The sequence below is a fragment of the Polaromonas sp. Polasp52 genome, from assembly GCF_059491565.1.
Genome location: NZ_CP168513.1, coordinates 740,012 through 765,194, shown reverse-complemented (window position 1 = coordinate 765,194; position 25,183 = coordinate 740,012). Strand labels below are relative to the sequence as shown.

Annotated in this window: 23 protein-coding genes; 5 read left to right on the top strand and 18 right to left on the bottom strand. The window is 65.0% G+C overall.

Features of this window, described 5'->3' with window-relative positions; all coding sequences use genetic code 11:
• Nucleotides 1–2: 2 nt before the first annotated feature.
• The 18 genes from trpA to ACEN9P_RS03665 form a co-directional block, all read right to left on the bottom strand.
• Nucleotides 3–821, bottom strand: a complete 819-nt coding sequence (gene trpA, locus ACEN9P_RS03750) for a tryptophan synthase subunit alpha (protein WP_477664837.1) — start codon at nt 819–821, stop codon at nt 3–5.
• Nucleotides 818–2,077: a tryptophan synthase subunit beta gene (gene trpB / locus ACEN9P_RS03745; RefSeq protein WP_477664838.1), complete on the bottom strand. Its 1,260-nt coding sequence runs from the start codon at nt 2,075–2,077 to the stop codon at nt 818–820. Before trpB ends, trpA begins: the two co-directional genes overlap by 4 nt.
• Complete coding sequence (locus ACEN9P_RS03740; protein WP_495622136.1) at nt 2,055–2,798, bottom strand: phosphoribosylanthranilate isomerase; 744 nt, start codon at nt 2,796–2,798, stop codon at nt 2,055–2,057. The genes trpB and ACEN9P_RS03740 overlap by 23 nt, the downstream gene beginning before the upstream one ends.
• Nucleotides 2,782–3,576, bottom strand: coding sequence for a tRNA pseudouridine(38-40) synthase TruA (gene truA / locus ACEN9P_RS03735; RefSeq protein ID WP_477664839.1), 795 nt, complete (start codon nt 3,574–3,576; stop codon nt 2,782–2,784). Before truA ends, ACEN9P_RS03740 begins: the two co-directional genes overlap by 17 nt.
• Nucleotides 3,577–3,615: 39 nt before the next feature.
• Nucleotides 3,616–6,378, bottom strand: a complete 2,763-nt coding sequence (locus ACEN9P_RS03730) for a FimV/HubP family polar landmark protein (RefSeq protein WP_495621120.1) — start codon at nt 6,376–6,378, stop codon at nt 3,616–3,618.
• 253 nt (nt 6,379–6,631) lie between these two features.
• Nucleotides 6,632–7,771, bottom strand: coding sequence for an aspartate-semialdehyde dehydrogenase (gene asd / locus ACEN9P_RS03725; RefSeq protein WP_495621119.1), 1,140 nt, complete (start codon nt 7,769–7,771; stop codon nt 6,632–6,634).
• 285 nt (nt 7,772–8,056) lie between these two features.
• On the bottom strand, nt 8,057–9,127 hold the full coding sequence (gene leuB / locus ACEN9P_RS03720) for a 3-isopropylmalate dehydrogenase (protein ID WP_495621118.1): 1,071 nt from the start codon (nt 9,125–9,127) through the stop codon (nt 8,057–8,059).
• Nucleotides 9,128–9,204: 77 nt separating this feature from the next.
• Nucleotides 9,205–9,855, bottom strand: coding sequence for a 3-isopropylmalate dehydratase small subunit (leuD, locus tag ACEN9P_RS03715; RefSeq protein WP_495621117.1), 651 nt, complete (start codon nt 9,853–9,855; stop codon nt 9,205–9,207).
• Nucleotides 9,856–9,993 carry an entericidin A/B family lipoprotein gene (locus ACEN9P_RS03710; RefSeq protein ID WP_477661919.1) on the bottom strand — a complete coding sequence of 46 codons (138 nt, stop codon included), beginning with the start codon at nt 9,991–9,993 and terminating at the stop codon, nt 9,856–9,858. It abuts the gene before it with no gap.
• A 24-nt stretch (nt 9,994–10,017) separates the two neighbouring features.
• Complete coding sequence (gene leuC / locus ACEN9P_RS03705) at nt 10,018–11,439, bottom strand: 3-isopropylmalate dehydratase large subunit (RefSeq protein WP_477661918.1); 1,422 nt, start codon at nt 11,437–11,439, stop codon at nt 10,018–10,020.
• A 52-nt stretch (nt 11,440–11,491) separates the two neighbouring features.
• The gene (locus ACEN9P_RS03700; protein ID WP_477661917.1) at nt 11,492–12,466 is read right to left on the bottom strand and encodes a LysR family transcriptional regulator; all 975 of its coding nucleotides are present in this window, start codon (nt 12,464–12,466) and stop codon (nt 11,492–11,494) included.
• 187 nt (nt 12,467–12,653) lie between these two features.
• Nucleotides 12,654–13,964 carry a citrate synthase gene (gene gltA, locus ACEN9P_RS03695; protein WP_477661916.1) on the bottom strand — a complete coding sequence of 437 codons (1,311 nt, stop codon included), beginning with the start codon at nt 13,962–13,964 and terminating at the stop codon, nt 12,654–12,656.
• Nucleotides 13,965–14,013: 49 nt separating this feature from the next.
• Nucleotides 14,014–14,322 (bottom strand): FAD assembly factor SdhE, encoded by a 309-nt coding sequence (locus tag ACEN9P_RS03690; RefSeq protein WP_477661915.1) that lies wholly within the window; start codon nt 14,320–14,322, stop codon nt 14,014–14,016.
• A 24-nt stretch (nt 14,323–14,346) separates the two neighbouring features.
• Complete coding sequence (locus ACEN9P_RS03685) at nt 14,347–15,051, bottom strand: succinate dehydrogenase iron-sulfur subunit (RefSeq protein WP_007866645.1); 705 nt, start codon at nt 15,049–15,051, stop codon at nt 14,347–14,349.
• Between the two features lie 49 nt (nt 15,052–15,100).
• On the bottom strand, nt 15,101–16,894 hold the full coding sequence (gene sdhA / locus ACEN9P_RS03680) for a succinate dehydrogenase flavoprotein subunit (RefSeq protein WP_477714824.1): 1,794 nt from the start codon (nt 16,892–16,894) through the stop codon (nt 15,101–15,103).
• Nucleotides 16,895–16,942: 48 nt separating this feature from the next.
• Entirely contained in the window at nt 16,943–17,308 is a 366-nt protein-coding gene (gene sdhD / locus ACEN9P_RS03675) for a succinate dehydrogenase, hydrophobic membrane anchor protein (RefSeq protein WP_007866650.1), read from the bottom strand.
• Nucleotides 17,309–17,326: 18 nt separating this feature from the next.
• A complete protein-coding gene (gene sdhC / locus ACEN9P_RS03670) occupies nt 17,327–17,773 on the bottom strand; it encodes a succinate dehydrogenase, cytochrome b556 subunit (protein ID WP_477661913.1) in 447 nt (148 codons plus the stop codon).
• 122 nt (nt 17,774–17,895) lie between these two features.
• Entirely contained in the window at nt 17,896–18,693 is a 798-nt protein-coding gene (locus ACEN9P_RS03665) for a GntR family transcriptional regulator (protein ID WP_477661912.1), read from the bottom strand.
• A gap of 302 nt (nt 18,694–18,995) precedes the next feature.
• Here ACEN9P_RS03665 and ACEN9P_RS03660 point away from each other — a divergent pair, with 302 nt between their 5' ends.
• From ACEN9P_RS03660 to ACEN9P_RS03640, 5 genes are read left to right on the top strand one after another with little or no spacing between them, the layout of a single operon-like run.
• Nucleotides 18,996–19,982, top strand: a complete 987-nt coding sequence (locus ACEN9P_RS03660) for a malate dehydrogenase (RefSeq protein WP_007866656.1) — start codon at nt 18,996–18,998, stop codon at nt 19,980–19,982.
• Between the two features lie 51 nt (nt 19,983–20,033).
• Nucleotides 20,034–20,819 carry a trans-aconitate 2-methyltransferase gene (gene tam / locus ACEN9P_RS03655; RefSeq protein ID WP_495621116.1) on the top strand — a complete coding sequence of 262 codons (786 nt, stop codon included), beginning with the start codon at nt 20,034–20,036 and terminating at the stop codon, nt 20,817–20,819.
• Nucleotides 20,816–21,817, top strand: coding sequence for an HpcH/HpaI aldolase/citrate lyase family protein (locus tag ACEN9P_RS03650; RefSeq protein ID WP_495621115.1), 1,002 nt, complete (start codon nt 20,816–20,818; stop codon nt 21,815–21,817). Before tam ends, ACEN9P_RS03650 begins: the two co-directional genes overlap by 4 nt.
• Nucleotides 21,818–21,850: 33 nt before the next feature.
• A complete protein-coding gene (locus tag ACEN9P_RS03645) occupies nt 21,851–22,507 on the top strand; it encodes a hypothetical protein (protein ID WP_495621114.1) in 657 nt (218 codons plus the stop codon).
• 49 nt (nt 22,508–22,556) lie between these two features.
• Nucleotides 22,557–25,172: a bifunctional aconitate hydratase 2/2-methylisocitrate dehydratase gene (locus ACEN9P_RS03640; RefSeq protein WP_495621113.1), complete on the top strand. Its 2,616-nt coding sequence runs from the start codon at nt 22,557–22,559 to the stop codon at nt 25,170–25,172.
• Nucleotides 25,173–25,183 lie beyond the last annotated feature (11 nt).

Here is a 25,183-nt window from a genome sequence, read left to right as displayed (position 1 = left end):
AGTCAGTCCAAAGCAGTACGGATTTCCTGCAAAAACGCCTGCGCGGTGGCGGCCACCTTGTCGCGCGGCTGGTTTTCGATCAGCTGGATGATTTTGCTGCCTATGACCACGGCATCGGCCACCTTGCCGATGGCCTTGGCCGTGGCCGCATCGCGTATGCCGAAGCCCACGCCCACGGGTACGTTCACATGCTTGCGTATGCGCGGCAGCGTGGCTTCGACGGCCCCCACGTCCAGCGTGCCGGCGCCGGTCACGCCTTTGAGCGAGACGTAGTAGACATAACCGCTGGCGACTTCAGCCACCTGGGCCATGCGCGCGTCGGTGCTGGTGGGCGCCAGCAAAAAGATCAAATCCATGTTGTGCGCGCGCAGCCGGGCGGCGAACTCCACGCATTCCTCAGGCGGGTAGTCGACGATGAGCACACCATCCACGCCGGCCTGGGCCGCATCGCGGATGAAGGCGCTTTCCGTCTTGCCTCCGCCGTGCTTGATGTCGTAGCGCTCCACCGGGTTGGCGTAGCCCATCAGGACCACCGGCGTGCTGCTGTCTTTGCTGCGGAACTGGCGCACCATGTCCAGCACCTGGGCCAGGCCTATGCCGAAGGACAGGGCCTTGTCGCCGGCTTTCTGGATCACCGGGCCGTCGGCGCTGGGGTCGGAAAACGGCACGCCCAGCTCGATCACGTCGGCCCCGCCGGCCACCATGGCATGCATCAGCTCCGGCGTGACGTCGGCAAAGGGAAAGCCCGCTGTGACGTAGGGGATCAGGGCTTTGCGGCCCTGGCTTTTCAGCGTGGAGAAAGTGGTGGCGATGCGGCTCATGATGTTTCCTTGGTGCCGCCCTTGACGGAGAGGCCGCGCATCGAAGGCCGGTCATAAAAATCGGCGCCCGAGAGGTCGGCCACCGTGCCTATGTCCTTGTCGCCCCGGCCTGAAAGGCAGACGAGCAGGCTCTGGTCGCTGCGCATGCTGCGGGCCATCTTCATGGCGCAGGCCACGGCATGGCTGGATTCGAGCGCGGGAATGATGCCTTCGGTGCGGCACAGGTAGTGAAAAGCCTCCAGGGCTTCCTTGTCGGTGATGCCGACGTATTCGGCGCGGCCTATGTCCTTGAGGAAGGCGTGTTCCGGGCCCACGCCGGGGTAGTCGAGCCCGGCGCTGATGCTGTGGGTCTCGGTGACCTGGCCGTCCTCGTTTTGCAGCACATAGGTGCGGTTGCCGTGCAGCACGCCCGGCAGGCCGCGCTGCAGCGAGGCCGAATGCTTGCCGCTTTCCAGGCCCTCGCCGGCGGCCTCGACGCCGATCAGCCGGGTTTTGGCATGCTGGATATAGGGGTGGAAGATGCCCATGGCATTGCTGCCGCCGCCCACGCAGGCGATCACCGCGTCGGGTTGTTTGCTGCCGATGAATTCCGGCATCTGCTGCAGGCATTCGGCGCCTATCACGCTCTGGAAGTCGCGCACCATCATGGGGTAGGGATGCGGGCCGGCCACCGTACCAATGATGTAAAAGGTGTTGTCCACATTGGCGACCCAGTCGCGCATGGCCTCGTTGAGCGCGTCTTTCAGCGTCTTGCTGCCGCTTTCGACCGGCACCACCGTGGCGCCCAGCAGGTTCATGCGGTAGACATTGGGGCTTTGGCGCTTGACGTCTTCGCTGCCCATGTAAACCACACATTCCAGGCCGTAGCGCGCGCAGATGGTGGCGGTGGCCACGCCGTGCTGGCCGGCGCCGGTCTCGGCGATGACGCGCGGCTTGCCCATGCGGCGCGCCAGCATGGCCTGGCCTATGGTGTTGTTGATCTTGTGCGCGCCGGTGTGGTTGAGGTCTTCGCGCTTCAAGTAAATCTGCGCGCCGCCCTGTTCGCGGCTCATGCGCGCGGCATGATAGATCGGGGAGGGGCGGCCCACGAAATGCGCCAGCTCGGAATGGAATTCGGCGATGAACTCCGGGTCGTGCTGGTATTTGGCGTAGGCGGCCTTGAGTTCGTTGATCGCGTGGGTCAGCGTTTCCGAAACAAAACTGCCGCCGTAAATTCCGAAATGGCCGGAAGCATCAGGCTGGTGGTACTCGTACATGATGGGGACTCTTTGCAAGTAACTCGTCGGCGGCGCGCACGGCCGCGACGAACTGGTTGATTTTGTCGGCGCTTTTGATTCCCTTGGAAACCTCTACGCCGGAACTGACATCAACGGCCAGCGTTGTGCAACGCGGCCTGACTTGCGAAATGCCATCGATCACGTTTGCAGGCGTCAATCCACCAGACAAAACGAGGTGAGCGTTGACGTTTGGAGGAAGAAGTGACCAATTGAATGTTTTCCCGCCGCCGCCATAACCTTCGACATGGGCGTCGAGGAGGATGGCTTGTGCGGCCTTGAAGTCCTGGGCATATTTTACGAGATCAAAGCCGCCCGGGTTGCCCGGGGTGTTTTCGGCGGCTTTTTCATCCAGCGGAATGCGCGCGGCGCGCATAAAGGGCCGGCCTGCCTGCAGGCAGGTTTCGGGCGTTTCGTCGCCGTGGAATTGCAGGAAAGCCGCGGGCATGAGGGCGCAGGCGGCGCTGATGCGGGCCGCGGGCGCGTTGACGAAGAGCAGCACCGGGGTCACAAAAGGCGGCAGGCGGCGGGCCAGTTCGGCGGCGCGTTCGGCCGTCACATGGCGCGGGCTGGCCTCATACATCACAAAGCCGACCGCGTCGGCCCCGGCCGCCACGGCGGCATCCACGTCTTCCTCGCGGGTCAGGCCGCAAATCTTGATGCGGGTACGGGTGGGGGGATGGGTGTCATGGCAGCCAATCATAGGCCGCCGCGTGGGCCGGCAGGCCATAGTGGTCTTCATACACCGGCCCCAGGAAATACAGGCCGTCCGGCGAAAACGTCGGCGCGGCGGCATCGCGGCTGCGCGCGGCCATCACGCTGGCCAGCCAGTCCGGCGGGTAGCTGCCCTGGCCTATGGCGACCAGGCAGCCCATGATGTTGCGGATCATGTGGTGCAAAAAGGCGTTGGCTTCGAACTCGAAGCGCCAGTAGCGGGCGCCCGGCTCCCCACGGTGCGAGATTGTGATGCGCTTGATGGTTTTGACCGGGGACTTGGCCTGGCATTGCGCGGCCCGGAAGGAGCTGAAATCATGCTCGCCGACCAGATGGGCGGCGGCCTGGCGCATGGCTGCCTCGTCCAGCGGCCGGTAGACCCAGCCGACGCGCCCGGCTTCCACGCTGGGGCGCACCGGCGACTCCAGCACTACGTAGGCATAGCGGCGCGCAATGGCGCTGCCGCGGCAATGGAATTCGTCCGGGACTTCGCGCGCCCACTGCACCGCGATGTCGGCCGGCAAAAAGGCATTGGTGCCGCGCACCCAGGAGGCGATGTCGCGCTGCAGCAGGGTGTCGAAGTGCACGACCTGCATGAGGCCGTGCACGCCGGCGTCGGTGCGGCCGGCGCACAGGGTGCGTATCGGCTGGGCGGCGAATTTGCCGAGCGCCAGCTCCAGCTTGTCCTGGACCGTGTTGCCCGAAAGCTGGCTCTGCCAGCCTTCGTAGCCGCTGCCGCTGTAGCTGATGCCGAGTGCGATCCTCACAGGCGGGCACGCAGTGAACGCAGCGCGTTCAGGCTGCGCTCACGACAGGGCGTTCAGGAAGGCCTGTGCCTTGACCTTTAGCGGGCCCTTGGCTTCGGCCATCACTTCTTCGGCCAGGGACCTGGCGCCATCGGAATCGCCGAGCGAACGGAATTCCTCGGCCAGCAGGAATTTGGTTTCCAGCGGGTCTCCGGACATGGACAGGGCTTCCTCGGGATGGGCGGGGCTTTCCGTGGTGGGGCCGTTCAGGTCCAGCGACAACGAACCGAGGTCGAACTCCAGCATGCCGTTGTCGGCCGCCGGTGCCGGTGCCGGTGCTGCTACTGGCGCAGGGGCCGGCGCGGGCGCCGCCGCTTTCACGGGGGCGGGTGCCGCTGCCGGTTTGGGGGCCGGTGTGAACGGTTCGGGCGTGAAGTTCAGGCCTTCGTCGAGGAAAGATGCGTCGGCCGCGGCCGGAGCGGGCTTGGCGGCCGGCGGCGTGGCCGTCGGGAGTGCCACCGTGGCGCTGCTGAAATCCATGTTCAGGGGAGCGGGTTCCGGCGCCTTCATGGCCACCGTGGGCTCGACACGCACCGGTGCCGGCGGCGGAGGCGGCGGGGCCGAGATGGCCGCTGGCGTGGTCGGCTCACTGGGTTCGTCTCCGAGCGAGAAGTCCAGGTCGAGGTCGACATCCACCGAAGGCGTGGGCGCGGGGACATGCGCCGGCTGCGCCACCATGGCCACGGTGCCGCCCGGGCTGAAGGCCGAGGTGCTGCCGCCATGGCCGGCGCCGGCGGGTTGCCCGCCCGGCTGGTACATCGGGTTGGCGGGGTCGAGTTCTCGGCCCATTTCGGTGATGTAGGCCCACTCGGGACCGCTGCCATGGGTGAGGTTGAAAGCCTCGATGGCGACGGTCTCAAACGCCTTGCTGTCGCGGCGCTTGGCGTAGATTTCCATCAGCTTGGCATGGATGGCCACGCGCATCGGGCTGGTGCGCATGGCTTCCTTGAGGATTTCCTCGGCCTGCAGGTCGCGTCCATAGGCCAGGTACACATCGGCTTCGGCTACGGGGTCGACGTCGCCAGCGGCATCCAATTGACTGGGCGAATACACCAGGGACGAGCCTGTGGCGTTGCCTTCATTCGTGTCAATTCTTTGGCCGCCGCTGGCGCCGAAAAAAGAATCGGGCTGCAGCCTGCTTTCGAGGAAGGAGCTGTCGACCTGGGCCGCGCCGCCGCGCTGGCGGTAGCGGTAAAAGCCGAAACCGGCGAGCAGCAGCAGCAGGCCGCCGGCGATGGGCAGTATCAGCGGGTTGTCGAGCAGTTCGTCGAGCAGGCTGGGTTCAGGTGGCGGTGGTGGCGCGGCCACGGGTTTTTTCGCAGCGGCCACAGGCGGCGTTGCCGCAACGCTGGCGGCGGGCGCGGGCTGGGAAGCGGCGGCCGCCGGGGCTGCGCTGGTGGCTGCCTCGGAGGCTGCCGATGCGGGCGCTGACGCGGCGGCTGCCGGCGCGCTGCTGGCGGCGGGTGCCGGCGGTGTGGCGGCGGCAACAGCCGGGGCCGGGGCCGGCGTGATGGCCGGGGTGGATGCGGCAGGGGTGGTTGCCGCGGCAGGCGCCGGTGCGGCCGCTGGGGCTGGCATGCTGGCGGGCGCGGGAACGGCGACGCCGGGGGCTTTGGCCGCGCTGGCTGCGGGCGCTGCCGCGGGAGCGGCGCCCAGCTTGTTCAGTTCGCTGATGTTCTTGGACAGTTCGGCCACCCGCGTGGAGGCTTCCTTGGCCTGGCGTTCCTTGGCGATCTTGTCTTCGGCCGCCGTCGGAGCCGCCTTGCCCTGGACCGCGCCCTTGGAGAGGGTCAGCTTGTCGGGTGTGCTGCTGGCGGGCGCGCGGTCTTCGACCTTGGCCTGCACCTTGCCGCCGGCCTGGCGGTCGGCGCTGGCCACCTGGGTGGCCGGCACGCCTTCGGCCAGTTTGCGGCGGAAGCTGTTGAAATCCTTGCTTTGCGCGACGATGGTCTGGCTGGCTTCACCAGCGGCAACCGCGCCGGCGGTTTCGGCGCTCGGGATGTCCAGCACGGCGCCGGATTTGATGCGGTTCACGTTGCCGCCGATGAAAGCGTCCGGGTTGCTGCGCAGCAGGGCCACCAGCATCTGGTCCAGCGACACGCTGGCGGGCTTGTTCTGGGCGGCGATCTTGCCGGCGGTGTCGCCGGTCTTGACGGTGACTTGTTTGTCACCGCCGGCGGGCACTTTCTCGAGGGGCGCGGCGGGGGCCTTGGCGACCGGCGCGGGCCGGCTGCTGGGGCCGGCAGGCGGCGAGTAGGGAATGGAGGCAATGCCCTTGGCGGGCGGCGCCGCGGGGCGGGACGACAGGACCGGCGCGGTGGGCGCGGCTGCGGAGCTGCCGGAGCGCAGGACCGGCGGGTCGAACAGCATGGTGTAGTCACGCGTGATGCGGCCGTTGGCCCAGCTGGCTTCCAGGATCAGGTCGACAAACGGCTCGGTGACGGGGCGGTTGCTGCTCAGGCGCAGAAAGGAGCGGCCGTCGGAGCGCTTCTGCAGGCTGACCTCGACGCCGGAAACCACGCTGCCGTATTCAAGCCCCGCGGCCTTGAAGGTGTCGGGCGGGGCCACGCCGGCCTTGAGGCTGGACGCTTCTTCGGGCCTGATGTCGGCGATCTCGATTTCAGCGCGAAGGGGCTCGCCCAATGCCGACTGAACTGTGATCCGGCCCAGCGCGAGCGCGTGGGCTTCCAGACTTGCCAGGCTGCCAAGCAGTGCAATGGCACTTGCCAGGGCGCCTATGCGCCAACGACCGCGATTATTCATGGGGTTGTGAGCCTCCAGTGCTCGGTCTGCATGTAACTTTATTCTGCTTATGCGCACAAAAACCTCGATGCGAATTTTCGAAAAACAACCTTAACATCAAGGCATTAGGCTGACAAGCTAAGACACCACTTAAGTTTTGACACAGCGAGTTAGCAGCAACTTACAAGTTTCGGATGTTGTCTGACGACAACGTCCTGTGACATGTAGTTACTGATAAGCGGCTGTATGTTGGCAGCCGCTCACCTCCATTATTTCAGGCCTGCAGCAGGATGCGCAGCATGCGGCGCAGCGGCTCGGCGGCGCCCCACAGCAGCTGGTCGCCCACCGTGAACGCACCCAGGTAGTCGGGGCCCATGGCCAGCTTGCGCAGGCGGCCCACCGGGATCTGCATGGTGCCGGTGACGGCCACGGGCGTGAGGTCCTTGATGGAGGCTTCGCGCGTGTTGGGCACGACTTTGACCCACTCGTTGTCGGCCGCGATCATGGCCTCGATGTCGGCCAGCGGCACGTCCTTCTTGAGCTTGAAGGTCAGCGCCTGGCTGTGGCAGCGCATCGCGCCTATGCGCACGCAAAAGCCGTCCACAGGGGTTTCGGCCGTGCCGAAGCTGGCACCCTGGCCCAGGATCTTGTTGGTCTCGGCGCCGCCCTTCCATTCTTCCTTGCTCATGCCGTTGCCCAGATCCTTGTCGATCCAGGGGATCAGCGAGCCGCCCAGCGGCACGCCGAAGTTGGCGGTCTCACTGGTGCTAAGGCCCTGTTGTTTGGCCAGGATGCGGCGGTCGATTTCAAGGATGGCGGACTTGGGGTTGTCCAGCAGCGAGCGGACTTCGCTGTTGAGCGTGCCGAACTGCGTCAGCAATTCGCGCATGTGCTGCGCGCCGCCGCCCGAAGCTGCCTGGTAGGTCATGCTGGTCATCCACTCGACCAGGCCGGCCTTGTACAGCGCGCCCACGCCCATCAGCATGCAACTGACCGTGCAATTGCCGCCGATCCAGTTGCTGCCGCCCTTGGCCAGCGCGTTCTGGATCACCGGCAGGTTGACAGGGTCCAGGATGATGACGGCGTCGTCGTTCATGCGCAGCGTGGAGGCCGCGTCTATCCAGTGGCCCTTCCAGCCGGCCGCGCGCAGCTTGGGGAAGACTTCGGAGGTGTAATCGCCGCCCTGGGCCGTGATGATGACGTCGCACTTCTTGAGCGCTTCAATGTCAAAGGCGTTTTTGAGGGTGGTCTCGTTCTTCGCCTGGGCGGGGGCTTTGCCGCCCGCGTTGGAGGTCGAGAAGAACACCGGCTCGATCAGGTCGAAATCGCCCTCGGCCTGCATGCGGTCGATCAGCACCGAGCCGACCATGCCGCGCCAGCCGACGAGCCCTGTGAGATTGCCTTTGAGTTTCATTGGAACTGCCCCTTCAAAAAGTCAAAAATATGGCTTTTGGGCCCGGCTCATCGAGCCGGCAGGGCACGACGAACCAGGCTTGCTAGCCTTTAATGGTGGTCGTTTTGGTGGTCTGGGCAAAAACCGGCGCGCCATGACCCGCGCGCAGGGCGGCGGGGCAGTGGGTGAAAGCGGGGTTTTTGCGCATAAGTGTCGATTGTAGCCAGGCTTGGCTTTGCCGAGGCTGACAGCCGCCTCAAACCTGGGTTTTGCTGCTGGTTTGAGGCAATTTGCGGCAAAAAAACGTCAGGCCAAGGCTTTGACCACGGCATCACCCATCTGCACCGTGCCGACCTTGGTCGTGCCTTCGCTGTAGATGTCGGGCGTGCGCAGGCCCTGGCTCAGCACGGCGTCCACGGCTTTTTCGATGCGGGCGGCGGCTTCGGGCTGGTTCAGGCTAAAGCGCAGCATCATGGCCGCGCTCAAAATCGTTGCCAGCGGATTCGCCACGCCCTTGCCGGCGATGTCGGGCGCGCTGCCGTGGCTGGGCTCGTACAGGCCCTGGTTTTTGTCGTTGAGGCTGGCCGAGGGCAGCATGCCGATGGAGCCGGTCAGCATGGCGGCGGCGTCGCTGAGGATGTCGCCGAACATATTGCCGGTGACGACCACGTCGAACTTCTTGGGCGCCTTGACCAGCTGCATGGCGGCGTTGTCCACATACATATGGTCCAGCGCGACGTCGGGGTATTGCGTGCCGACTTCGGTGACCACGTCTTTCCAGAGCTGGAAGGTTTCCAGCACATTGGCCTTGTCGACGCTGGTCACGCGCTTGCCGCGCTTGCGGGCGGCCTGGAAGGCGACGTGGGCGATGCGTTCGATCTCGGGGCGCGAATAGCGCATGGTGTCGAAAGCCTCTTCCGAGCCGGGGAAGTGGCCGTCGGGCGAGACGCGGCGGCCGCGCGGCTGGCCGAAGTAGATGTCACCGGTCAGCTCGCGGATGATGAGGATGTCCAGGCCGGACACCAGTTCGCGCTTGAGGCTGGAGGCATCCACCAGTTGCGCGTAGCAGATGGCCGGGCGGAAGTTGGCGAACAGGCCCAGGTTTTTGCGCAGGCCCAGGATGGCCTGTTCGGGCCGCAGCGGCCGGTCCAGCTTGTCGTATTTCCAGTCGCCCACCGCGCCGAAGAGCACGGCGTCGGCGTCCTTGGCGAGCTTGAGCGTGGCCTCGGGCAGCGGGTGGCCGTGGGCCTCGTAGGCGGCGCCGCCGACCAGCGCGCTCTCGGTTTCAAACTTCAGGTCCAGGGCCTTCAGGACCTTGACGGCCTCGGCGACGATTTCGGTGCCAATGCCGTCACCCGGCAGGATTGCGATTTTCATGGTGCTGTCTTTGAATGGCTGCGCACCCCGCAGAGGGCGGCGCGCGGCGTATGCGTGAAAAGGAGAAGAAACGGGGTTCAGCCCGCGACGGTGTGGTTCAGCCAGGGTTTGGTCGCCAGGCGCTCGGCTTCAAAGGCCTTGATCTTGTCGCTCTGGCGCAGGGTCAGGCCGATGTCGTCCAGGCCGTTGAGCAGGCAGTATTTGCGGAAGGCCTGTACCTCGAAGGGGAGTTCCCCGCCCTGCGGCTTGACGATCACCTGGCGCTCCAGGTCCACCGTCAGCTGGTAGCCGGGAAAGGCCAGCGCCTCGTCGAACAGCTGGGCTACCTGCGCTTCGGGCAGCACGATGGGCAGCAGGCCGTTCTTGAAGCTGTTGTTGAAGAAGATGTCGGCGTAGCTGGGCGCGATGATGGCGCGAAAGCCGTATTGGTCCAGCGCCCAGGGCGCGTGTTCGCGCGAGGAGCCGCAGCCGAAATTCTTGCGCGCCAGCAGGATGGAGGCGCCCGCGTAGCGGGGCTGGTTCAGCACGAAGTCGGGATTGGGCTTGCGCGTAGCCGGGTCCTGGCCGGGAAAGCCCGCATCCAGGTAGCGCCATTCGTCAAACAGATTGGGGCCGAAACCGGTCTTGCGTATCGACTTGAGGAACTGCTTGGGAATGATCGCGTCGGTGTCGACGTTCTCGCGGTCCATGGGGGCCACCAGGCCCTTGTGTATGGTGAAATTTTTCATTTACTTCTTCGCCGCGTTTTCGATTTTCTCGCCGACTTTCTGGACGTCCTGGCCGACACCGCGGAAGGTGTTGCAGCCGGCCAGCAGCAGGGTCGCGCACGCCAGCGACAGTGCGAGCAGGGTGGTGATTTTTTTCATGGGAAGTTCCTCCTGTGGCTCGGGTTAGACAAACTTGCGGATATCGACAAAGTGGCCGTGCACGGCCGCCGCCGCTGCCATGGCGGGGCTGACCAGGTGGGTGCGCCCGCCGGCGCCCTGGCGGCCTTCGAAGTTGCGGTTGCTGGTGGAGGCGCAGCGCTCGCCCGGCTCCAGCCGGTCGGCGTTCATGGCCAGGCACATGGAGCAGCCCGGTTCGCGCCACTCAAAGCCGGCGGCGACAAAAATCTTGTCCAGGCCTTCGCGCTCGGCCTGCTCCTTGACCAGGCCGGAGCCCGGCACTACCAGCGCGAGCTTGACGTTTTTCGCGACCTTCTGGCCGATCTTCTTGATCACGGCGGCGGCTTCGCGCATGTCCTCGATGCGGCTGTTGGTGCAGGAGCCTATGAACACCTTGTCAATGTAGAGGTCGTTCAGCGCCTTGCCGGGCTCCAGGCCCATGTATTTCAGGGCGCGTTCGATGGCATCGCGCTTGTTGGCGTCTTTTTCCTTGTCGGGGTCGGGCACGCGGTCGTCAATCGACAGCACCATTTCGGGCGAGGTGCCCCAGGTGACCTGCGGCAGGATCTGGCCGGCGTCGAGCTCGACCATGGCATCGAACTTCGCATCGGCATCGGAGTGCAGCGTGTTCCAGTATTTGACGGCCATGTCCCATTCGACACCGGTGGGCGACAGCAGGCGGCCCTTGACGTAGTCGATGGTTTTCTGGTCGACGGCGACCAGGCCGGCGCGCGCGCCGGCTTCAATCGCCATGTTGCAGACCGTCATGCGGCCTTCCATGCTGAGTGCGCGTATCGCCGAGCCGGCGAATTCAATCGTGTAGCCGGTGCCGCCGGCCGTGCCGATCTTGCCGATGATGGCCAGCACGATGTCCTTGCCGGTCAGGCCGGGGGCGAGCTTGCCCTCCACCTTCACCAGCATATTCTTGGCTTTTTTGGCCAGCAGGGTCTGTGTGGCCATCACGTGCTCGACCTCGCTGGTGCCTATGCCGTGCGCCAGCGCGCCGAAGGCGCCGTGGGTGGAGGTATGCGAGTCGCCGCAGACCACCGTCATGCCGGGCAGGGTGGCGCCGTTTTCGGGGCCGATGACGTGCACGATGCCCTGGCGTTTGGAGAGGAAGGGGAAGAAGGCGGCCGCGCCGAATTCCTTGATGTTGCTGTCAAGCGTGGTGATCTGTTCCTTGCTGACCTGGTCGGTGATGCCGTCGTAGCCCAGTTCCCAGCCGGTGGTGGGCGTGTTGTGGTCGGCGGTGGCGACGATGGAGCTGATGCGCCAGACCTTGCGGCCGGCCTCGCGCAGGCCTTCAAAGGCCTGCGGGCTGGTGACTTCGTGCACCAGGTGGCGGTCTATGTAGAGGATGGACGTGCCGTCGTCTTCGGTATGAACGACGTGCTCGTCCCAGATCTTGTCGTAGAGGGTGCGTCCCATGGTTTTCCTTCGTGGTCTCTCGTTGCCGTGTGTGTTTGTCGTTGGGGTGATTTTAGGCGGCCGCACCGGCGGGGGCGGCCCCGGTGTGGGCCGGCCTGGCGCGGGCGGCCGGCGCCGCGGGCTGCGTCAGGTGCTCCACCAGCAGCCGCGCTGTCAGCGGCAGCGTGGAAAAGTCGCGGGCGACGAGCTGGATCTGGCGCTCCGCCCAGCTGTCCAGCAGCGGTATGGATTCAAGCTCGCCGACGCCATGCGTCAGCTCAAAGGCGCGCTGCGGCATCACACCCACGCCCAGGCCGTTGTGGATCATGCGGCACATGGCGTCCAGGCCGGTCACGTGGATGCGCAGCTTGATGGTGCGGCCCAGCCGGGCCGCGGCTTCGCGCATGGCCAGGTAGATCGAGCTGTTGGAGTGCAGGCCGACCTGGTCGTAGTCGAGCGCCGCTTCGAAGCGGATGGCGCCTTGCGCGCGTAGCGGGTGGCCCCGGGGGACGATGAGCACCAGCTTGTCGCTGCGGTAGGGCAGGGTCTGCAGGTCGCCCGCGCCGTCGGCGGTGTTGCAGATGCCCAGGTCGGCCGCGCCTTCCTGCACGGCGCGCACGACCTCGGTGCTCAGGTGCTCTTCGAGGTCTATCTTGATGCCGGAATGCTCGCGCGTGAAAGCGCCCAGGTCTTCGGGCAAAAACTGCACGATGGCCGAGATACTGGCGTGCACGCGCACATGGCCGCGCACGCCATCAGCGTACTCGCTGAGTTCGCTCTGCATTTTTTCGAGGCTGAACAGCACCGAGCGCGCATGGTGCAGCAGGCTTTCGCCGGCCGGCGTGAGGTCGACACCGCGGGTGTGGCGGTACAGCAGCGGGGTGTCCAGCGTGGCTTCGAGGTCGGACAGGCGCTTGCTCACAGCCGAGGCGGCGATGAATTCGCGCTCGGCGGCCTTGCCTATGCTGCCCAGCTCGCAGACGGCCACAAAGAGCTGAAGCGAGGTCAGGTCTATGCGGCGGGCGAAGTTGCGTTCTGAGCTTTTCATGGGCGTAGGGCGTGTCGTCATCGCGTTAGACGACGGTGAATCGCTATTTTGCCGCTAAGAACCGGGTTTTGTCATCGCAATACGCGATGACCCGCTTGCCGACGGGCGCTTTCCGGGCGGGGCGTAAAAAAGCCCGCCGATGCTGCCATCAGGCGGGCTTTGCACGAGGTGCGGGGCGGGGCTTGGCTTAGCGCTTGGCCAACGGCAGGACCTGGCGCGTCGTGGAGCCGGTGAACAGCTGGCGCGGACGGCCGATCTTGTACTCGGGGTCGCCGATCATTTCATTGAGCTGGGCGATCCAGCCGACGGTGCGGGCCAGCGCGAACACGGCCGTGAACAGCGGCACAGGGATGCCGATGGCGCGCTGCACGATGCCGGAGTAGAAGTCGACGTTGGGGTAGAGCTTGCGCGAGACGAAGTAGTCGTCTTCGAGGGCAATCTTTTCCAGGGCCATGGCCAGCTTGAACAGCGGGTCGTTTTCCAGGCCCATTTCCTTGAGTACTTCCTTGCAGGTTTCCTGCATGAGCTTGGCGCGCGGGTCGTAGTTTTTGTAGACGCGGTGGCCGAAGCCCATGAGCTTGACGCCGGAACTCTTGTCCTTGACCTGCTTGATGAATTCGCCGATTTTCTCGACGCCGCCCTGCTTCTGGATGTCGCCCAGCATGTTGAGGGCCGCTTCGTTGGCGCCGCCGTGGGCCGGGCCCCAGAGGCAGGCCACGCCGGCCGCGATGGCGGCAAACGGGTTGGTGCCGGAGGAGCCGCACAGGCGCACGGTGGAGGTGGAGGCGTTCTGCTCGTGGTCGGCGTGCAGGATGAAGATGCGGTCCAGCGCGCGTTCGAGCACCGGGTTGACCTTGTATTCCTCGCACGGCGTGGCGAACATCATGTGCAGGAAGTTGCCGGCGTAGCTCAGGTTGTTCTTGGGGTACATGTAGGGCTGGCCCACGGTGTACTTGTAGGCCATGGCGACCAGGGTCGGCATCTTGGCGATCAGGCGGATCGCGGCGATTTCGCGGTGTTCCGGGTTGTTGATGTCGGTGCTGTCATGGTAGAAGGCCGACAGCGCGCCGACCAGGCCGGTCATGATGGCCATGGGGTGCGCGTCGCGTCGGAAGCCGCGCAGGAAGAACTGCATCTGCTCGTTGACCATGGTGTGGTTGGTCACGCGGTGCACGAAGTCGGCTTTCTGCGCCACATTGGGCAGTTCTCCGTACAGCAGCAGGTGGCAGGTTTCCATGTAGTCGCAGTTGGTGGCCAGCTGCTCGATGGGGTAGCCGCGGTACAGCAGCTCGCCCTTGTCGCCGTCGATGTAGGTGATGGCCGACTGGCAGGACGCGGTCGACAGGAAACCGGGGTCATAGGTGAACATGCCGGTCTGGGCATACAGCTTGCGGATGTCGACGACGTCCGGGCCGACATTGCCCTGGTACACCGGCAGTTCAATGCTGGGGCTGCCGTTGCTGAAGGACAGGGTGGCTTTGTTGTCAGCTAGCTTCATTTCTTGCTTCTTTCTTTCGTATCAGTGTCAAATTGGGACGGGCTGGGAATTACGGAGCCGGGGTCGAGGGCTGCAGCAACTTTAAAACGTCATGGGCTTCAGAAGTAGAGGCGCTTGCCTTGGCCGATTCGTCCGCCAGCTGGCCGGCGTCCTTCCGTTTTAGCAGCAGGTCGAGCAGGTCGTTGTCGGACAAATCCATTAAATCACTCAACCCTTTAGCCTGCCTGACGGTCAGGGTGGCTTCGTGGCCCTGGAAGAAGCGCGCTATCAGCAGGTCGTTTTCCAGCAGGCCGCGCCGGCAGCGCCACTTGAGCTTGCTCAGGGCGCGCTCATCGAGCAGGGCGTCGGCGGTTTCCATATCGTCGGGTCGGTCAGCGAACGGTCAGACTGTCCTCAAGACCATCATTTCCTTGATCTTGCCGATGGCTTTCGTCGGGTTCAGGCCCTTGGGGCAGACGTCGACGCAGTTCATGATGGTGTGGCAGCGGAACAGGCGGTAGGGGTCTTCCAGGTTGTCCAGGCGCTCGGCGGTGGCCTCGTCGCGGCTGTCGGCGATGAAGCGGTAGGCCTGCAGCAGGCCGGCCGGGCCGACGAACTTGTCGGGGTTCCACCAGAAGCTGGGGCAGGAGGTCGAGCAGCTGGCGCACAGGATGCACTCGTAGAGGCCGTTGAGCTCGTCGCGCTCTTCGGGGCTCTGCAGGCGCTCTTTTTCGGGCGGCACGTTGTCGTTGATCAGGTAGGGCTTGATCGAGTTGTACTGCTTGAAGAACTGCGTCATGTCGACGATCAGGTCGCGCACCACGGGCAGGCCCGGCAGCGGCTTGAGCACGATGACTTCAGGCAGCGTGCGCATATTGGTCAGGCAGGCCAGGCCGTTCTTGCCGTTGATGTTCATCGCGTCGGAGCCGCAGACGCCTTCACGGCAGGAACGGCGAAAGCTGATGGACGGGTCCTGCGCCTTGAGCTTCATCAGCGCGTCCAGCAGCATGCGCTCATGGCCGTCGAGTTCCACCTCGATGGTCTGCATGTAGGGCTTGGCGTCGGTGTCCGGGTCGTAGCGGTAGATCTTGAAGGTGCGTTTGGTCATGGGGTTCTCGCTTCTTGTGGGGTCGCAGGCCGGCTGTGCGTCGGTGGTGTCAGAACGTGCGCGTCTTCAGCGGCACGGAATCGACGGTCAGGGGTTTCATCTGCACCGGCTTGTAGGCCAGGCGGCTGCCTTCGCTGTACCACAGCGTGTGCTTGTGCCATTCGGTGTCGTTGCGGCCGTTCGGGTGCTCCGGCGTGTCGCCGTAGTCGTCCACGGAGTGCGCGCCGCGGCTTTCCTTGCGGGCGGCGGCCGACACGATGGTGGCTTGCGCGGCCTCGATCAGGTTCTCCACTTCCAGCGCCTCGATGCGCGCGGTGTTGAAGATCTTCGACTTGTCTTTGAGGCCTATGCGGTTGACGCGCTCGCGCAGGGCGGCGATCTTGGTCACGCCCTCGTCCATGATGGCCTGGGTGCGGAACACGCCGGCGTGCTGCTGCATGGCGGCGCGCAGGTCGTTGGCCACGTCCTGCGCGTATTCGCCGTCGGTCGCGTTGTCCAGGCGCGCGATGCGGGCCAGGGTCTTGTCGGCCGCGTCGGCCGGCAGCGGCTTGTGCGTGGTGGTCTTGGCGAACTCGACGATGTGGTTGCCGGCGGCCTTGCCGAAGACCAGCAGGTCCAGCAGCGAGTTGGTGCCCAGGCGGTTGGCGCCGTGCACGCTGACGCAGGAGCATTCGCCCACTGCGTAGAGGCCGTTGACGACCTGGCTCTGGTTGTTGGCGTCCTGGGTGACGACCTGGCCGTGGATGTTGGTCGGGATGCCGCCCATCTGGTAGTGGATGGTGGGCACCACGGGAATCGGCTCTTTGGTGATGTCGACGTTGGCGAAGTTGTGGCCGATCTCGAACACCGAGGGCAGGCGCTTCATGATGGCGTCCACGCCCAGGTGGGTCATGTCCAGCAGGATGTAGTCCTTGTTGGGGCCGCAGCCGCGGCCTTCCTTGATTTCCTGGTCCATGGAGCGCGAGACGAAGTCGCGCGGCGCCAGGTCCTTCAGCGTGGGCGCGTAGCGCTCCATGAAGCGCTCGCCGTTGCTGTTGCGCAGGATGGCGCCCTCGCCGCGACAGCCTTCGGTCAGCAGCACGCCGGCGCCGGCCACGCCGGTCGGGTGGAACTGCCAGAACTCCATGTCTTCCAGCGGGATGCCGGCGCGCGCCGCCATGCCCAGGCCGTCGCCGGTGTTGATGAAGGCGTTGGTCGAGGCTGCAAAGATGCGACCTGCGCCGCCGGTGGCCAGCAGCGTGGTCTTGGCTTCAAAAATGTGGACGTCGCCGGTTTCCATTTCGAGGGCGGTCACGCCCACCACGTCGCCCGCGGCGTCGCGGATCAGGTCCAGCGCCATCCATTCGACGAAGAAGCTGGTTTTTTCCTTGACGTTCTGCTGGTACAGCGTGTGCAGCATGGCGTGGCCGGTGCGGTCGGCCGCGGCGCAGGCGCGCTGCACGGGCTTTTCACCGTAGTTGGCGGTGTGGCCGCCGAAGGGGCGCTGGTAAATCGTGCCGTCGGGGTTGCGGTCGAAGGGCATGCCCATGTGCTCGAGGTCATAGACGACCTTGGGCGCTTCGCGGCACATGTATTCGATCGCGTCCTGGTCACCGAGCCAGTCGGAGCCCTTGACGGTGTCGTAGAAGTGGTAGTGCCAGTTGTCTTCGCTCATATTGCCGAGCGAGGCGCCTATGCCGCCCTGGGCCGCGACGGTGTGCGAACGCGTGGGGAACACTTTGGAGAGCACGGCTACGTTGAGGCCGGCGCGCGCCAGCTGCAGCGATGCGCGCATGCCGGAGCCACCGGCACCGACGATGACGACGTCAAATTTGCGCTTGGGGAGTTGGGAAGTTGCGGTCATGATTTTTGTGGGGTGTCGGTCTTCTTGTCGGATCTGCGGGGCGGCGGCCTAGAGGCGCCAGAGAACCTGGATGCCCCAGCCGGCGCAGGCCACCAGCCAGACGATGGTGAACACATTCAGGACCAGCTTGATGGAGGCCGGCTTGATGTAGTCCATCCAGATGTCGCGCATGCCGACCCACACGTGGTAGAGCAGGGCGATGATGACGGTGAAGGTCAGCACCTTCATCCATTGCGCCGAAAAAATACCGGCCCATTTGTCGTAGCCGATGGGGCCCTTGCTGAAGATGACCTGGGCCAGCAGCAGCACGGTGAAGAGGGCCATCAGGGCGGCCGTGACGCGCTGCGCGAGCCAGTCGCGCAAACCGTAGTGCGCGCCGACAACGATGCGCTTGGAGCCGTAGTTAACTGCCATTTTTGATGCTCCTTGTGATCAGTAAAGGCCGAACAGCTTGGCGCCGAGCACCAGCGTCAGGGCGATGCTCAGGGCCAGCGTGAAGATGGCCGAGGACTTGCCGAACTCCTTGCTGACGGCGGCGTGGCTCACGTCCATCCAGAGATGGCGCAGGCCGGCGATGAAGTGGTGCAGGTAGGCCCAGATCAGGGCCAGGGCAGCGAGCTTCCAGAGGAAGCCGGGCAGGCCCAGCATGCCGATGTTGAAGGCGGCCTTGAATTTTTCGAAGGAGATCTCAGAGGAGATCGAGGTGTCGAACATCCAGATGATGAAGGGCATCAGCAGGAACATGATGAAACCGCTGATACGGTGAAGAATGGACACCCAGCCAGCAGGCGGCAGACGGTAGGAAGGAAGGTCGGAAAGGGCGTTGATGTTGCGGAACTCGGGCCGCTTGGGACGCTGTTTGGAGGCCAGCTCTGTCATTTTTAGGCTTTCGTGGGGTGTAACTGGTTGGTAACCGGGCGTGCAATTACAGCTAAACAGCCGAATTCTATTGCAACGCAACAATAAGCTTACAAACGTTTGCAGCTTCTTGATGAATCCCGTCAACTAAGGTCGTTTTTGTAGTGATGGGTGTCGGTGCGGTACAGGCCCCGGCGCAATTCCATGGGCAGGTCGTTGTAGGTAAAGGCGGTGCGTTCCACGCTGAGCAGCGGCCCGCCCACCGGCACACCGAGCAGCGTTGCGGATGCTTCATCGGCCGCGACGGCGCGGATTTTTTCCTCGGCGCGCACCATGCGCACGCCAAACTCGGTTTCAAATAATGCGTACATCGGACCGCGGTGGGTGGCCAGCCGCTCGGCGGTCAGCCCCTTGAAGGGGCCGCCGGGCAGCCAGACGTCTTCGAGAATGGTCGGCGTGCCCTGGAAGGCCAGCACGCGGCGCAGCTGCAGCACGGCGTCGCCGGTGCGCAGCGACAGCGGGCGCGCGATGTCGGCGGGCGCGCGCAGGCGCTTGCAATCGATGATCTGCCGCTCGGCCGGGCCTTCGCTGTTGGCGTCGCCGCTGTCGGGCATGAGGCGAAGGAAGCGGTACTGCACATGCTGCTCGGCATGCGTGGCCACAAAGGTGCCCTTGCCCTGGCGGCGCACCACCAGGTTTTCGGCGGCCAATTCGTCGATCGCCTTACGCACCGTGCCCTGGCTCACGCGAAAGCGCGCGGCCAGGTCCATCTCGCTGGGGATGGCCTCGCCGGGCTTCCATTCGCCGGCCTGCAGGCTTTGCAGGATCAGCACCTTGATCTGCTGGTACAGCGGGCTGAAGGCCGGCGCCACGCCCGCCGCCGCGCCTGCATCGCCAGCGAGGGCGGCGGGATCGGTCAATGAGGACGTATTGATGGCCATGGCAGCAGTTTGGCGGCGGTTAACAGCAGGTTGCGGCGACGCCGCGGCGGGCGCGCGGCATCCCGGGAAATAAACTCCGAATCAAGCCCGAATCATATCTTATATAAGACATAAGACAAATTGACGCCTGTCACTTTTCAAGCGTAAAATCTTGGGCTGAGCCAGTGCATGGCCTGCCGTTTTGCGGTGATTTTGAGGGGTGAGACCCCGCCAAACCATCCCTGAATATCCCAGGCTCGCGCCAGACATCTCACATCACACCCCTCATCAACCGATTCTTAACTTTCCTGGAGCCCTCGATCATGAGCAAAAAACCCGTCCGTGTTGCAGTCACCGGTGCAGCTGGCCAAATCGGTTACGCACTGCTGTTTCGCATTGCCTCCGGCGAAATGCTCGGCAAGGACCAGCCCGTCATTCTGCAACTGCTCGAAGTGCCTGTTGAAGGCCCGCAAAAAGCGCTCAAGGGCGTGATGATGGAACTCGACGACTGCGCCTTCCCGCTGCTCGTCGGCATGGAAGCCCACAGCGACCCGATGACGGCCTTCAAGGATGCCGACTACGCGCTGCTGGTCGGTTCGCGCCCGCGCGGCCCCGGCATGGAACGCGCCGAACTGCTGGCCGTCAACGGCGCCATCTTCACGGCGCAGGGCAAGGCCCTCAATGCCGTCGCCAGCCGCAACGTCAAGGTGCTGGTGGTCGGCAACCCCGCCAACACCAACGCCTACATCGCCATGAAGAGCGCGCCCGACCTGCCGCGCAAGAACTTCACCGCCATGCTGCGCCTGGACCACAACCGCGCCGCCAGCCAGATTGCCGCCAAGACCGGCAAGCCCGTGGCCGACATCGAAAAGCTCACCGTGTGGGGCAACCACTCGCCCACGATGTACGCCGACTACCGTTTCGCCACCATCAAGGGCGAAAGCGTCGCCAAGATGATCAACGACCAGGAATGGAACGCCAACGTGTTCCTGCCCACCGTCGGCAAGCGCGGCGCCGCGATCATTGAAGCGCGCGGCCTGTCCTCGGCAGCCTCCGCCGCCAATGCCGCCATCGACCACATGCGCGACTGGGCGCTGGGCACCAACGGCAAGTGGGTCACCATGGGCATCCCGTCGGACGGCCAGTACGGCATTCCCAAGGACATCATGTTCGGCTTCCCCGTGACCTGCGAGAACGGCGAGTACAAGCTGGTCGAAGGCCTGGAAATCGACGCCTTCAGCCAGGAACGCATCACCAAGACCCTGGACGAACTCAAGGGCGAGCAGGACGGCGTCAAGCACCTGCTGTAAACCAGTACTGAGGCCGCCCAGCACCTTGCCCGCACGCCACCGCCGCCCCTCATGAGCGACTGGAACCCCGCACTCTACAGCCGCTATGAGGACGAGCGCACGCGCCCGGCCCAGGAGCTGCTGGCGCGGGTTCCGCTGGCGCAGGCGGCCACGGTGTTCGACCTGGGCTGCGGGCCGGGCAACTCCACCGAGTTGCTGGTCCGCCGCTTTCCGGGCGCCACGGTTACGGGCACCGACAATTCCGAAGCCATGCTGGCCAGCGCGCGTAAGCGCCTGCCGGCCGCGCGTTTCGAGTTGAGCGATATCGCCGATTGGCAACCCGCCTCCGGCGATGCCGCGCCCCAGCTGGTTTACGCAAATGCGGCCCTGCAATGGGTGCCGGATCACGCCAGGCTGATTCCGCGGCTGTTCGCGGCGCTGGCCCCCGGCGGGGTGCTGGCCATCCAGATGCCGGACAACCGCGATGAGCCCACGCACCGCCTGATGCGCGAGCTGGCGGCCGAGGCGCCCTGGGCCGAAGCCATAGGCGACTATTCCAAGCTGCGCACCGATCTTTTTTCCATAGACCGCTACTACGACCTGCTGGCCGACAAAGCCGCGCATGTCGATGTCTGGCGCACGGCCTACCAGCACCCCATGGCTTCGGCCGCGGCGATCGTGGAATGGGTGCGCGCAACCGGCCTCAAGCCATTTGTCGACCGCCTTCCGCCTGAATTACAAGCGAGTTACCTCGCCGAGTACGAGCGGCGCGTTGCCAAGGCTTACCCTGCGCGCACCGATGGCAAGCTGCTTTTAGCTTTCCCGCGCATGTTTATCGTCGCGCAGCGCAAACCATGAGCGCCACCGCCGTTCATCCCGCGCAAGTGCTGCTGGGCGCCCAGGCCGGCGCCATGATTTTGCCGGTCTGCGACCACTACAGCGGCGTGGAAGTGCGCATGCGCAAAAGCTTGCAGCTGCAGGCCGAGATGATCGAGGAGTTCGGCGCCTGCGTGTTCGACGTGACGCTGGACTGTGAAGACGGCGCCCCCGTGGGCGGCGAGGCCGAGCACGCGGCCATGGTGGTGGCGCTGGCGGCCCTGGCCGGCGACAAGGCCCGCGTCGCTGTGCGCGTGCATGCGGTCGGCCACCCGGCTTTTGAGGCCGACATGGCGGTGATCGCCGGCAAGCTGGCGCGCCATCTCTCGCACATCATGGTGCCCAAGGTCGAATCGCTGGCCGACGTGCTGCGCGCCGAAGAGGCGCTGCTGGCCGCCGGCGCCGGCAACCTGCCCCTGCATGTGCTGATCGAGTCGCCGCTGGCGGTGCGTAACGCCTTTGACATTGCGGCGCACCCGCGCGTGCAGTCGCTGAGCTTCGGGCTCATGGATTTTGTGTCGGCCCATGCGGGCGCGATTCCTGCGGCCGGCATGAGCAGCCGGGGCCAGTTCACGCATCCGCTGGTGCTGCGCGCCAAGCTGGAGATCGCCGCGGCCTGCCATGCCCACGGCAAAGTGCCCTCGCATTGTGTTGTCACGGAATTCAACGATATTGAAGCCATGACCGCCGCCGCACGCCATGCCGCCCGCGAACTGGGCTACACCCGGATGTGGAGCATCCATCCGAACCAGATCCGTCCCATCCTGGAGGCCTTCGCGCCGGGCGAAGGCGAGATTGAGGACGCCGCCAAAATCATCACCGCCGCCGCCTGCGCCGACTGGGCACCCACCAGCTTTGAAGGCAAGCTGCACGACCGCGCGAGTTACCGTTACTTCTGGCAGGTCCTGGAGCGCGCGCACCAGACCGGCCGGGCGCTTCCCCCCGAGGCGCAAGCTTATTTCAAGACCGCGTTTCACTGAACGTTCACCCCCTCATCACTGTACGAAAGCCCCATGCAAAAACTCCATACCCCCTCTGTTGTCCACGCACTGGCCGCCGCTGTTTTGCTGGCCGCTTCCGGTTTTTCCCTGGCCCAGACTGACGCGGCCGCCAAGCCCGCAGCAAAACCCGCCGCCAAGAAGCAGCCCGTCGTCAACCCGTCCAGCCGCACCAACCTCAAGAGCGCCGCCAAGAACGTGGCCGCCGGCATTGAGGCCGCCGAAGCCGCGCTGACGCCGGCCGAACTGGCCATCGCCGAGCGCGTGCATGTGGGCAAGCTGCCCTGCGAACTGGGTGCGGCGGTCGACCTCACGGCCGACCCCAAGGCGCCCGGCTATTTCAATGTCAGCGGCAAGAACTTCAAGTACCGCATGTTCCCCGTGGCCACCACCACCGGCGCGATCCGCCTGGAAGACCAGAAGGCCGGCGCCGTCTGGCTGCAACTGGCGAATAAATCCATGCTGATGAACCAGAAGCTGGGCGTGCGCCTGGCCGACGAGTGCATGAGCCCGGCGCAGCTGGCGGTGGCCGAAGCCATCAAGCTGAACCCGCCCGCCAGCGTGCTGGATGCGCCCAAGCCGGCCGTCGCCGCGGCCCCTGCCGCCGCCGCACCTGTTGTTTCCGATGTGCCGGCCGCCGCCGCTGCGCAAGCCGCCTCGGCCGCCAAATAAACAAACCCGCTCTTTACACACCACGATTTCGATTACAGGAGAAACCAGCATGTCATCCGAGTTCTTGCAAACCTACCGCAACCACGTCGCCGAGCGCGCGGCCATCGGCATTCCGCCGCTGCCGCTGTCCGCCAAGCAGACCGGTGAAGTCATCGAGCTGCTGAAGAACCCGCCCAAGGGCGAAGAAGCTTTCCTGGTCGAACTCATCACCCACCGCGTTCCCGCCGGTGTCGACGACGCCGCCAAGGTCAAGGCCAGTTACCTGGCGGCCGTGGCCCACGGCACGGAAAAATGCGCGCTGATCTCGCGTGAAAAAGCCACGCAGCTGCTGGGCACCATGCTGGGCGGCTACAACATCAGCCCCATGGTCGCGCTGCTCGACGATGCCGAGGACAGCGTCGCCACCCAGGCCGCCAGCGGCCTGAAAAACACCTTGCTGATGTTCGACCAGTTCCACGACGTGCAGGAAAAGGCCGAGAAGGGCAACAAATACGCCAAGGCCGTGCTGCAAAGCTGGGCCGATGCCGAATGGTTCACCAGCCGCCCCGAAGTGCCCCAGTCCATCAAGCTGACCGTCTTCAAGGTGGCCGGCGAGATCAACACCGACGACCTCTCGCCCGCGCCCGACGCCTGGAGCCGTCCCGACATCCCGCTGCACGCCCTGGCGATGCACAAGAACGCGCGGCCCGGCGTCACGCCCGAGGAAGACGGCAAGCGCGGCCCGGTCAAGTTCATTGAAGAACTCAAGGGCAAGGGCAATCTCGTGGCCTACGTCGGCGATGTGGTCGGCACCGGCTCCTCGCGCAAGTCCGCGACCAACTCCGTGCTCTGGTGGACCGGCGAAGACATTCCCTACGTGCCCAACAAGCGCTTCGGCGGCGTCTGCCTGGGCGGCAAGATCGCCCCGATTTTTTACAACACCATGGAAGACTCCGGCGCGCTGCCGATTGAGCTCGACGTGAGCCAGATGGAGATGGGCGACGTGATCGAGCTGCGTCCCTACGAAGGCAAGGCGCTCAAAGACGGCAAGGTGATCGCCGAGTTCAAGCTCAAGAGCGACGTGCTGTTCGACGAAGTGCGCGCCGGCGGCCGCATTCCGCTGATCGTCGGCCGCGGCCTCACGGCCAAGGCGCGCTTCGCGCTGGGCCTGCCGCTGTCCACGCAGTTCCGCCTGCCCGTCAGCCCCGAAGACAACGGCCGCGGCTTCACGCTGGCGCAAAAAATGGTCGGCCGTGCGGTCGGCCTGCCGGAAGGCCAGGGCGTGCGCCCCGGCACCTACTGCGAGCCCAAGATGACTTCGGTCGGCTCGCAGGACACCACCGGCCCCATGACCCGCGACGAACTGAAAGACCTGGCCTGCCTGGGCTTCAGCTCCGACCTGGTCATGCAGTCCTTCTGCCACACGGCGGCTTATCCCAAGCCCGTCGACGTGAAGATGCACCACGAGTTGCCCGAGTTCATCAGCACGCGCGGCGGCATTTCGCTGCGTCCCGGCGACGGCATCATCCACAGCTGGCTCAACCGCATGCTGCTGCCCGACACCGTGGGCACCGGCGGCGACAGCCACACGCGCTTCCCCATCGGCATCAGCTTCCCCGCGGGCTCCGGCCTGGTGGCTTTCGGCGCCGCCACCGGCGTCATGCCGCTGGACATGCCTGAATCCGTGCTGGTGCGCTTCAAGGGCAAGATGCAGCCCGGCATCACGCTGCGCGACCTGGTCAACGCGATCCCGCTCTACGCCATCAAGGCCGGCCTGCTCACGGTCGCCAAGCAGGGCAAGAAGAACATCTTCTCGGGCCGCATCCTGGAAATCGAAGGACTGCCCGACCTCAAGGTGGAGCAGGCCTTCGAGCTCAGCGACGCCTCGGCCGAGCGCTCCGCCGGCGGCTGCACGGTGCACCTGAACAAGGAACCCATCATCGAGTACATCAACAGCAACATCACGATGCTGAAGTGGATGATCGCCACGGGTTATTCGGATGTGCGCACCATCAAGCGCCGCATCGCCGCCATGGAAGCCTGGCTGGCCGACCCGCAGCTGCTCAAGGCCGATGCGGACGCCGAATACGCCGCCGTCATCGAGATCGACCTGGCCGACATCCACGAACCCATCGTGGCTTGCCCCAACGACCCCGACGACGTGAAGACCCTGGCCGACGTGGCCGGCAGCAAGATTGATGAAGTCTTCATCGGCAGCTGCATGACCAACATCGGCCACTTCCGGGCGGCTTCCAAGCTGCTGGAAAACAAGCGCGACATCCCGGTCAAGCTGTGGATGGCGCCGCCGACCAAGATGGATGCCAAGCAGCTCACGGAAGAAGGCCATTACGGCGTGCTGGGCTCTGCCGGCGCGCGCATGGAAATGCCGGGCTGCAGCCTGTGCATGGGCAACCAGGCGCAGGTGAAGGAGGGCGCGACGGTGTTCTCCACCTCCACCCGCAACTTCCCGAACCGCCTGGGCAAGAACTCCAACGTCTACCTCGGCTCCGCCGAGCTGGCCGCGATCTGCTCCAAGCTGGGCCGCATCCCCACCAAGGCCGAGTACATGGCCGACATGGGCGTGCTGACGGCTGCCAGCGCGCAGGTCTACCAGTACCTCAACTTCGACCAGGTCAAGGACTACACCGACATGGCCGATACCGTGAAGGACGGCGTCACCGCCTGAGCTTGACACCC

What these genes read in the sequence shown, in the direction of transcription:
- ACEN9P_RS03650 (WP_495621115.1), top strand. Translation starts at nt 20,816, where the DNA reads ATGAGCGCCACCGCCGTTCATCCCGCGCAAGTGCTGCTGGGCGCCCAG.
- asd (WP_495621119.1), bottom strand. Translation starts at nt 7,771, where the DNA reads ATGAAACTCAAAGGCAATCTCACAGGGCTCGTCGGCTGGCGCGGCATG.
- ACEN9P_RS03645 (WP_495621114.1), top strand. Translation starts at nt 21,851, where the DNA reads ATGCAAAAACTCCATACCCCCTCTGTTGTCCACGCACTGGCCGCCGCT.
- gltA (WP_477661916.1), bottom strand. Translation starts at nt 13,964, where the DNA reads ATGAAGCTAGCTGACAACAAAGCCACCCTGTCCTTCAGCAACGGCAGC.
- leuB (WP_495621118.1), bottom strand. Translation starts at nt 9,127, where the DNA reads ATGAAAATCGCAATCCTGCCGGGTGACGGCATTGGCACCGAAATCGTC.
- trpB (WP_477664838.1), bottom strand. Translation starts at nt 2,077, where the DNA reads ATGTACGAGTACCACCAGCCTGATGCTTCCGGCCATTTCGGAATTTAC.
- ACEN9P_RS03665 (WP_477661912.1), bottom strand. Translation starts at nt 18,693, where the DNA reads ATGGCCATCAATACGTCCTCATTGACCGATCCCGCCGCCCTCGCTGGC.
- ACEN9P_RS03740 (WP_495622136.1), bottom strand. Translation starts at nt 2,798, where the DNA reads ATGATTGGCTGCCATGACACCCATCCCCCCACCCGTACCCGCATCAAG.
- sdhA (WP_477714824.1), bottom strand. Translation starts at nt 16,894, where the DNA reads ATGACCGCAACTTCCCAACTCCCCAAGCGCAAATTTGACGTCGTCATC.
- sdhD (WP_007866650.1), bottom strand. Translation starts at nt 17,308, where the DNA reads ATGGCAGTTAACTACGGCTCCAAGCGCATCGTTGTCGGCGCGCACTAC.
- ACEN9P_RS03690 (WP_477661915.1), bottom strand. Translation starts at nt 14,322, where the DNA reads ATGGAAACCGCCGACGCCCTGCTCGATGAGCGCGCCCTGAGCAAGCTC.
- trpA (WP_477664837.1), bottom strand. Translation starts at nt 821, where the DNA reads ATGAGCCGCATCGCCACCACTTTCTCCACGCTGAAAAGCCAGGGCCGC.
- ACEN9P_RS03640 (WP_495621113.1), top strand. Translation starts at nt 22,557, where the DNA reads ATGTCATCCGAGTTCTTGCAAACCTACCGCAACCACGTCGCCGAGCGC.
- tam (WP_495621116.1), top strand. Translation starts at nt 20,034, where the DNA reads ATGAGCGACTGGAACCCCGCACTCTACAGCCGCTATGAGGACGAGCGC.
- ACEN9P_RS03700 (WP_477661917.1), bottom strand. Translation starts at nt 12,466, where the DNA reads ATGAAAAGCTCAGAACGCAACTTCGCCCGCCGCATAGACCTGACCTCG.
- leuD (WP_495621117.1), bottom strand. Translation starts at nt 9,855, where the DNA reads ATGAAAAATTTCACCATACACAAGGGCCTGGTGGCCCCCATGGACCGC.
- ACEN9P_RS03730 (WP_495621120.1), bottom strand. Translation starts at nt 6,378, where the DNA reads ATGAATAATCGCGGTCGTTGGCGCATAGGCGCCCTGGCAAGTGCCATT.
- ACEN9P_RS03710 (WP_477661919.1), bottom strand. Translation starts at nt 9,993, where the DNA reads ATGAAAAAAATCACCACCCTGCTCGCACTGTCGCTGGCGTGCGCGACC.
- leuC (WP_477661918.1), bottom strand. Translation starts at nt 11,439, where the DNA reads ATGGGACGCACCCTCTACGACAAGATCTGGGACGAGCACGTCGTTCAT.
- sdhC (WP_477661913.1), bottom strand. Translation starts at nt 17,773, where the DNA reads ATGACAGAGCTGGCCTCCAAACAGCGTCCCAAGCGGCCCGAGTTCCGC.
- ACEN9P_RS03660 (WP_007866656.1), top strand. Translation starts at nt 18,996, where the DNA reads ATGAGCAAAAAACCCGTCCGTGTTGCAGTCACCGGTGCAGCTGGCCAA.
- ACEN9P_RS03685 (WP_007866645.1), bottom strand. Translation starts at nt 15,051, where the DNA reads ATGACCAAACGCACCTTCAAGATCTACCGCTACGACCCGGACACCGAC.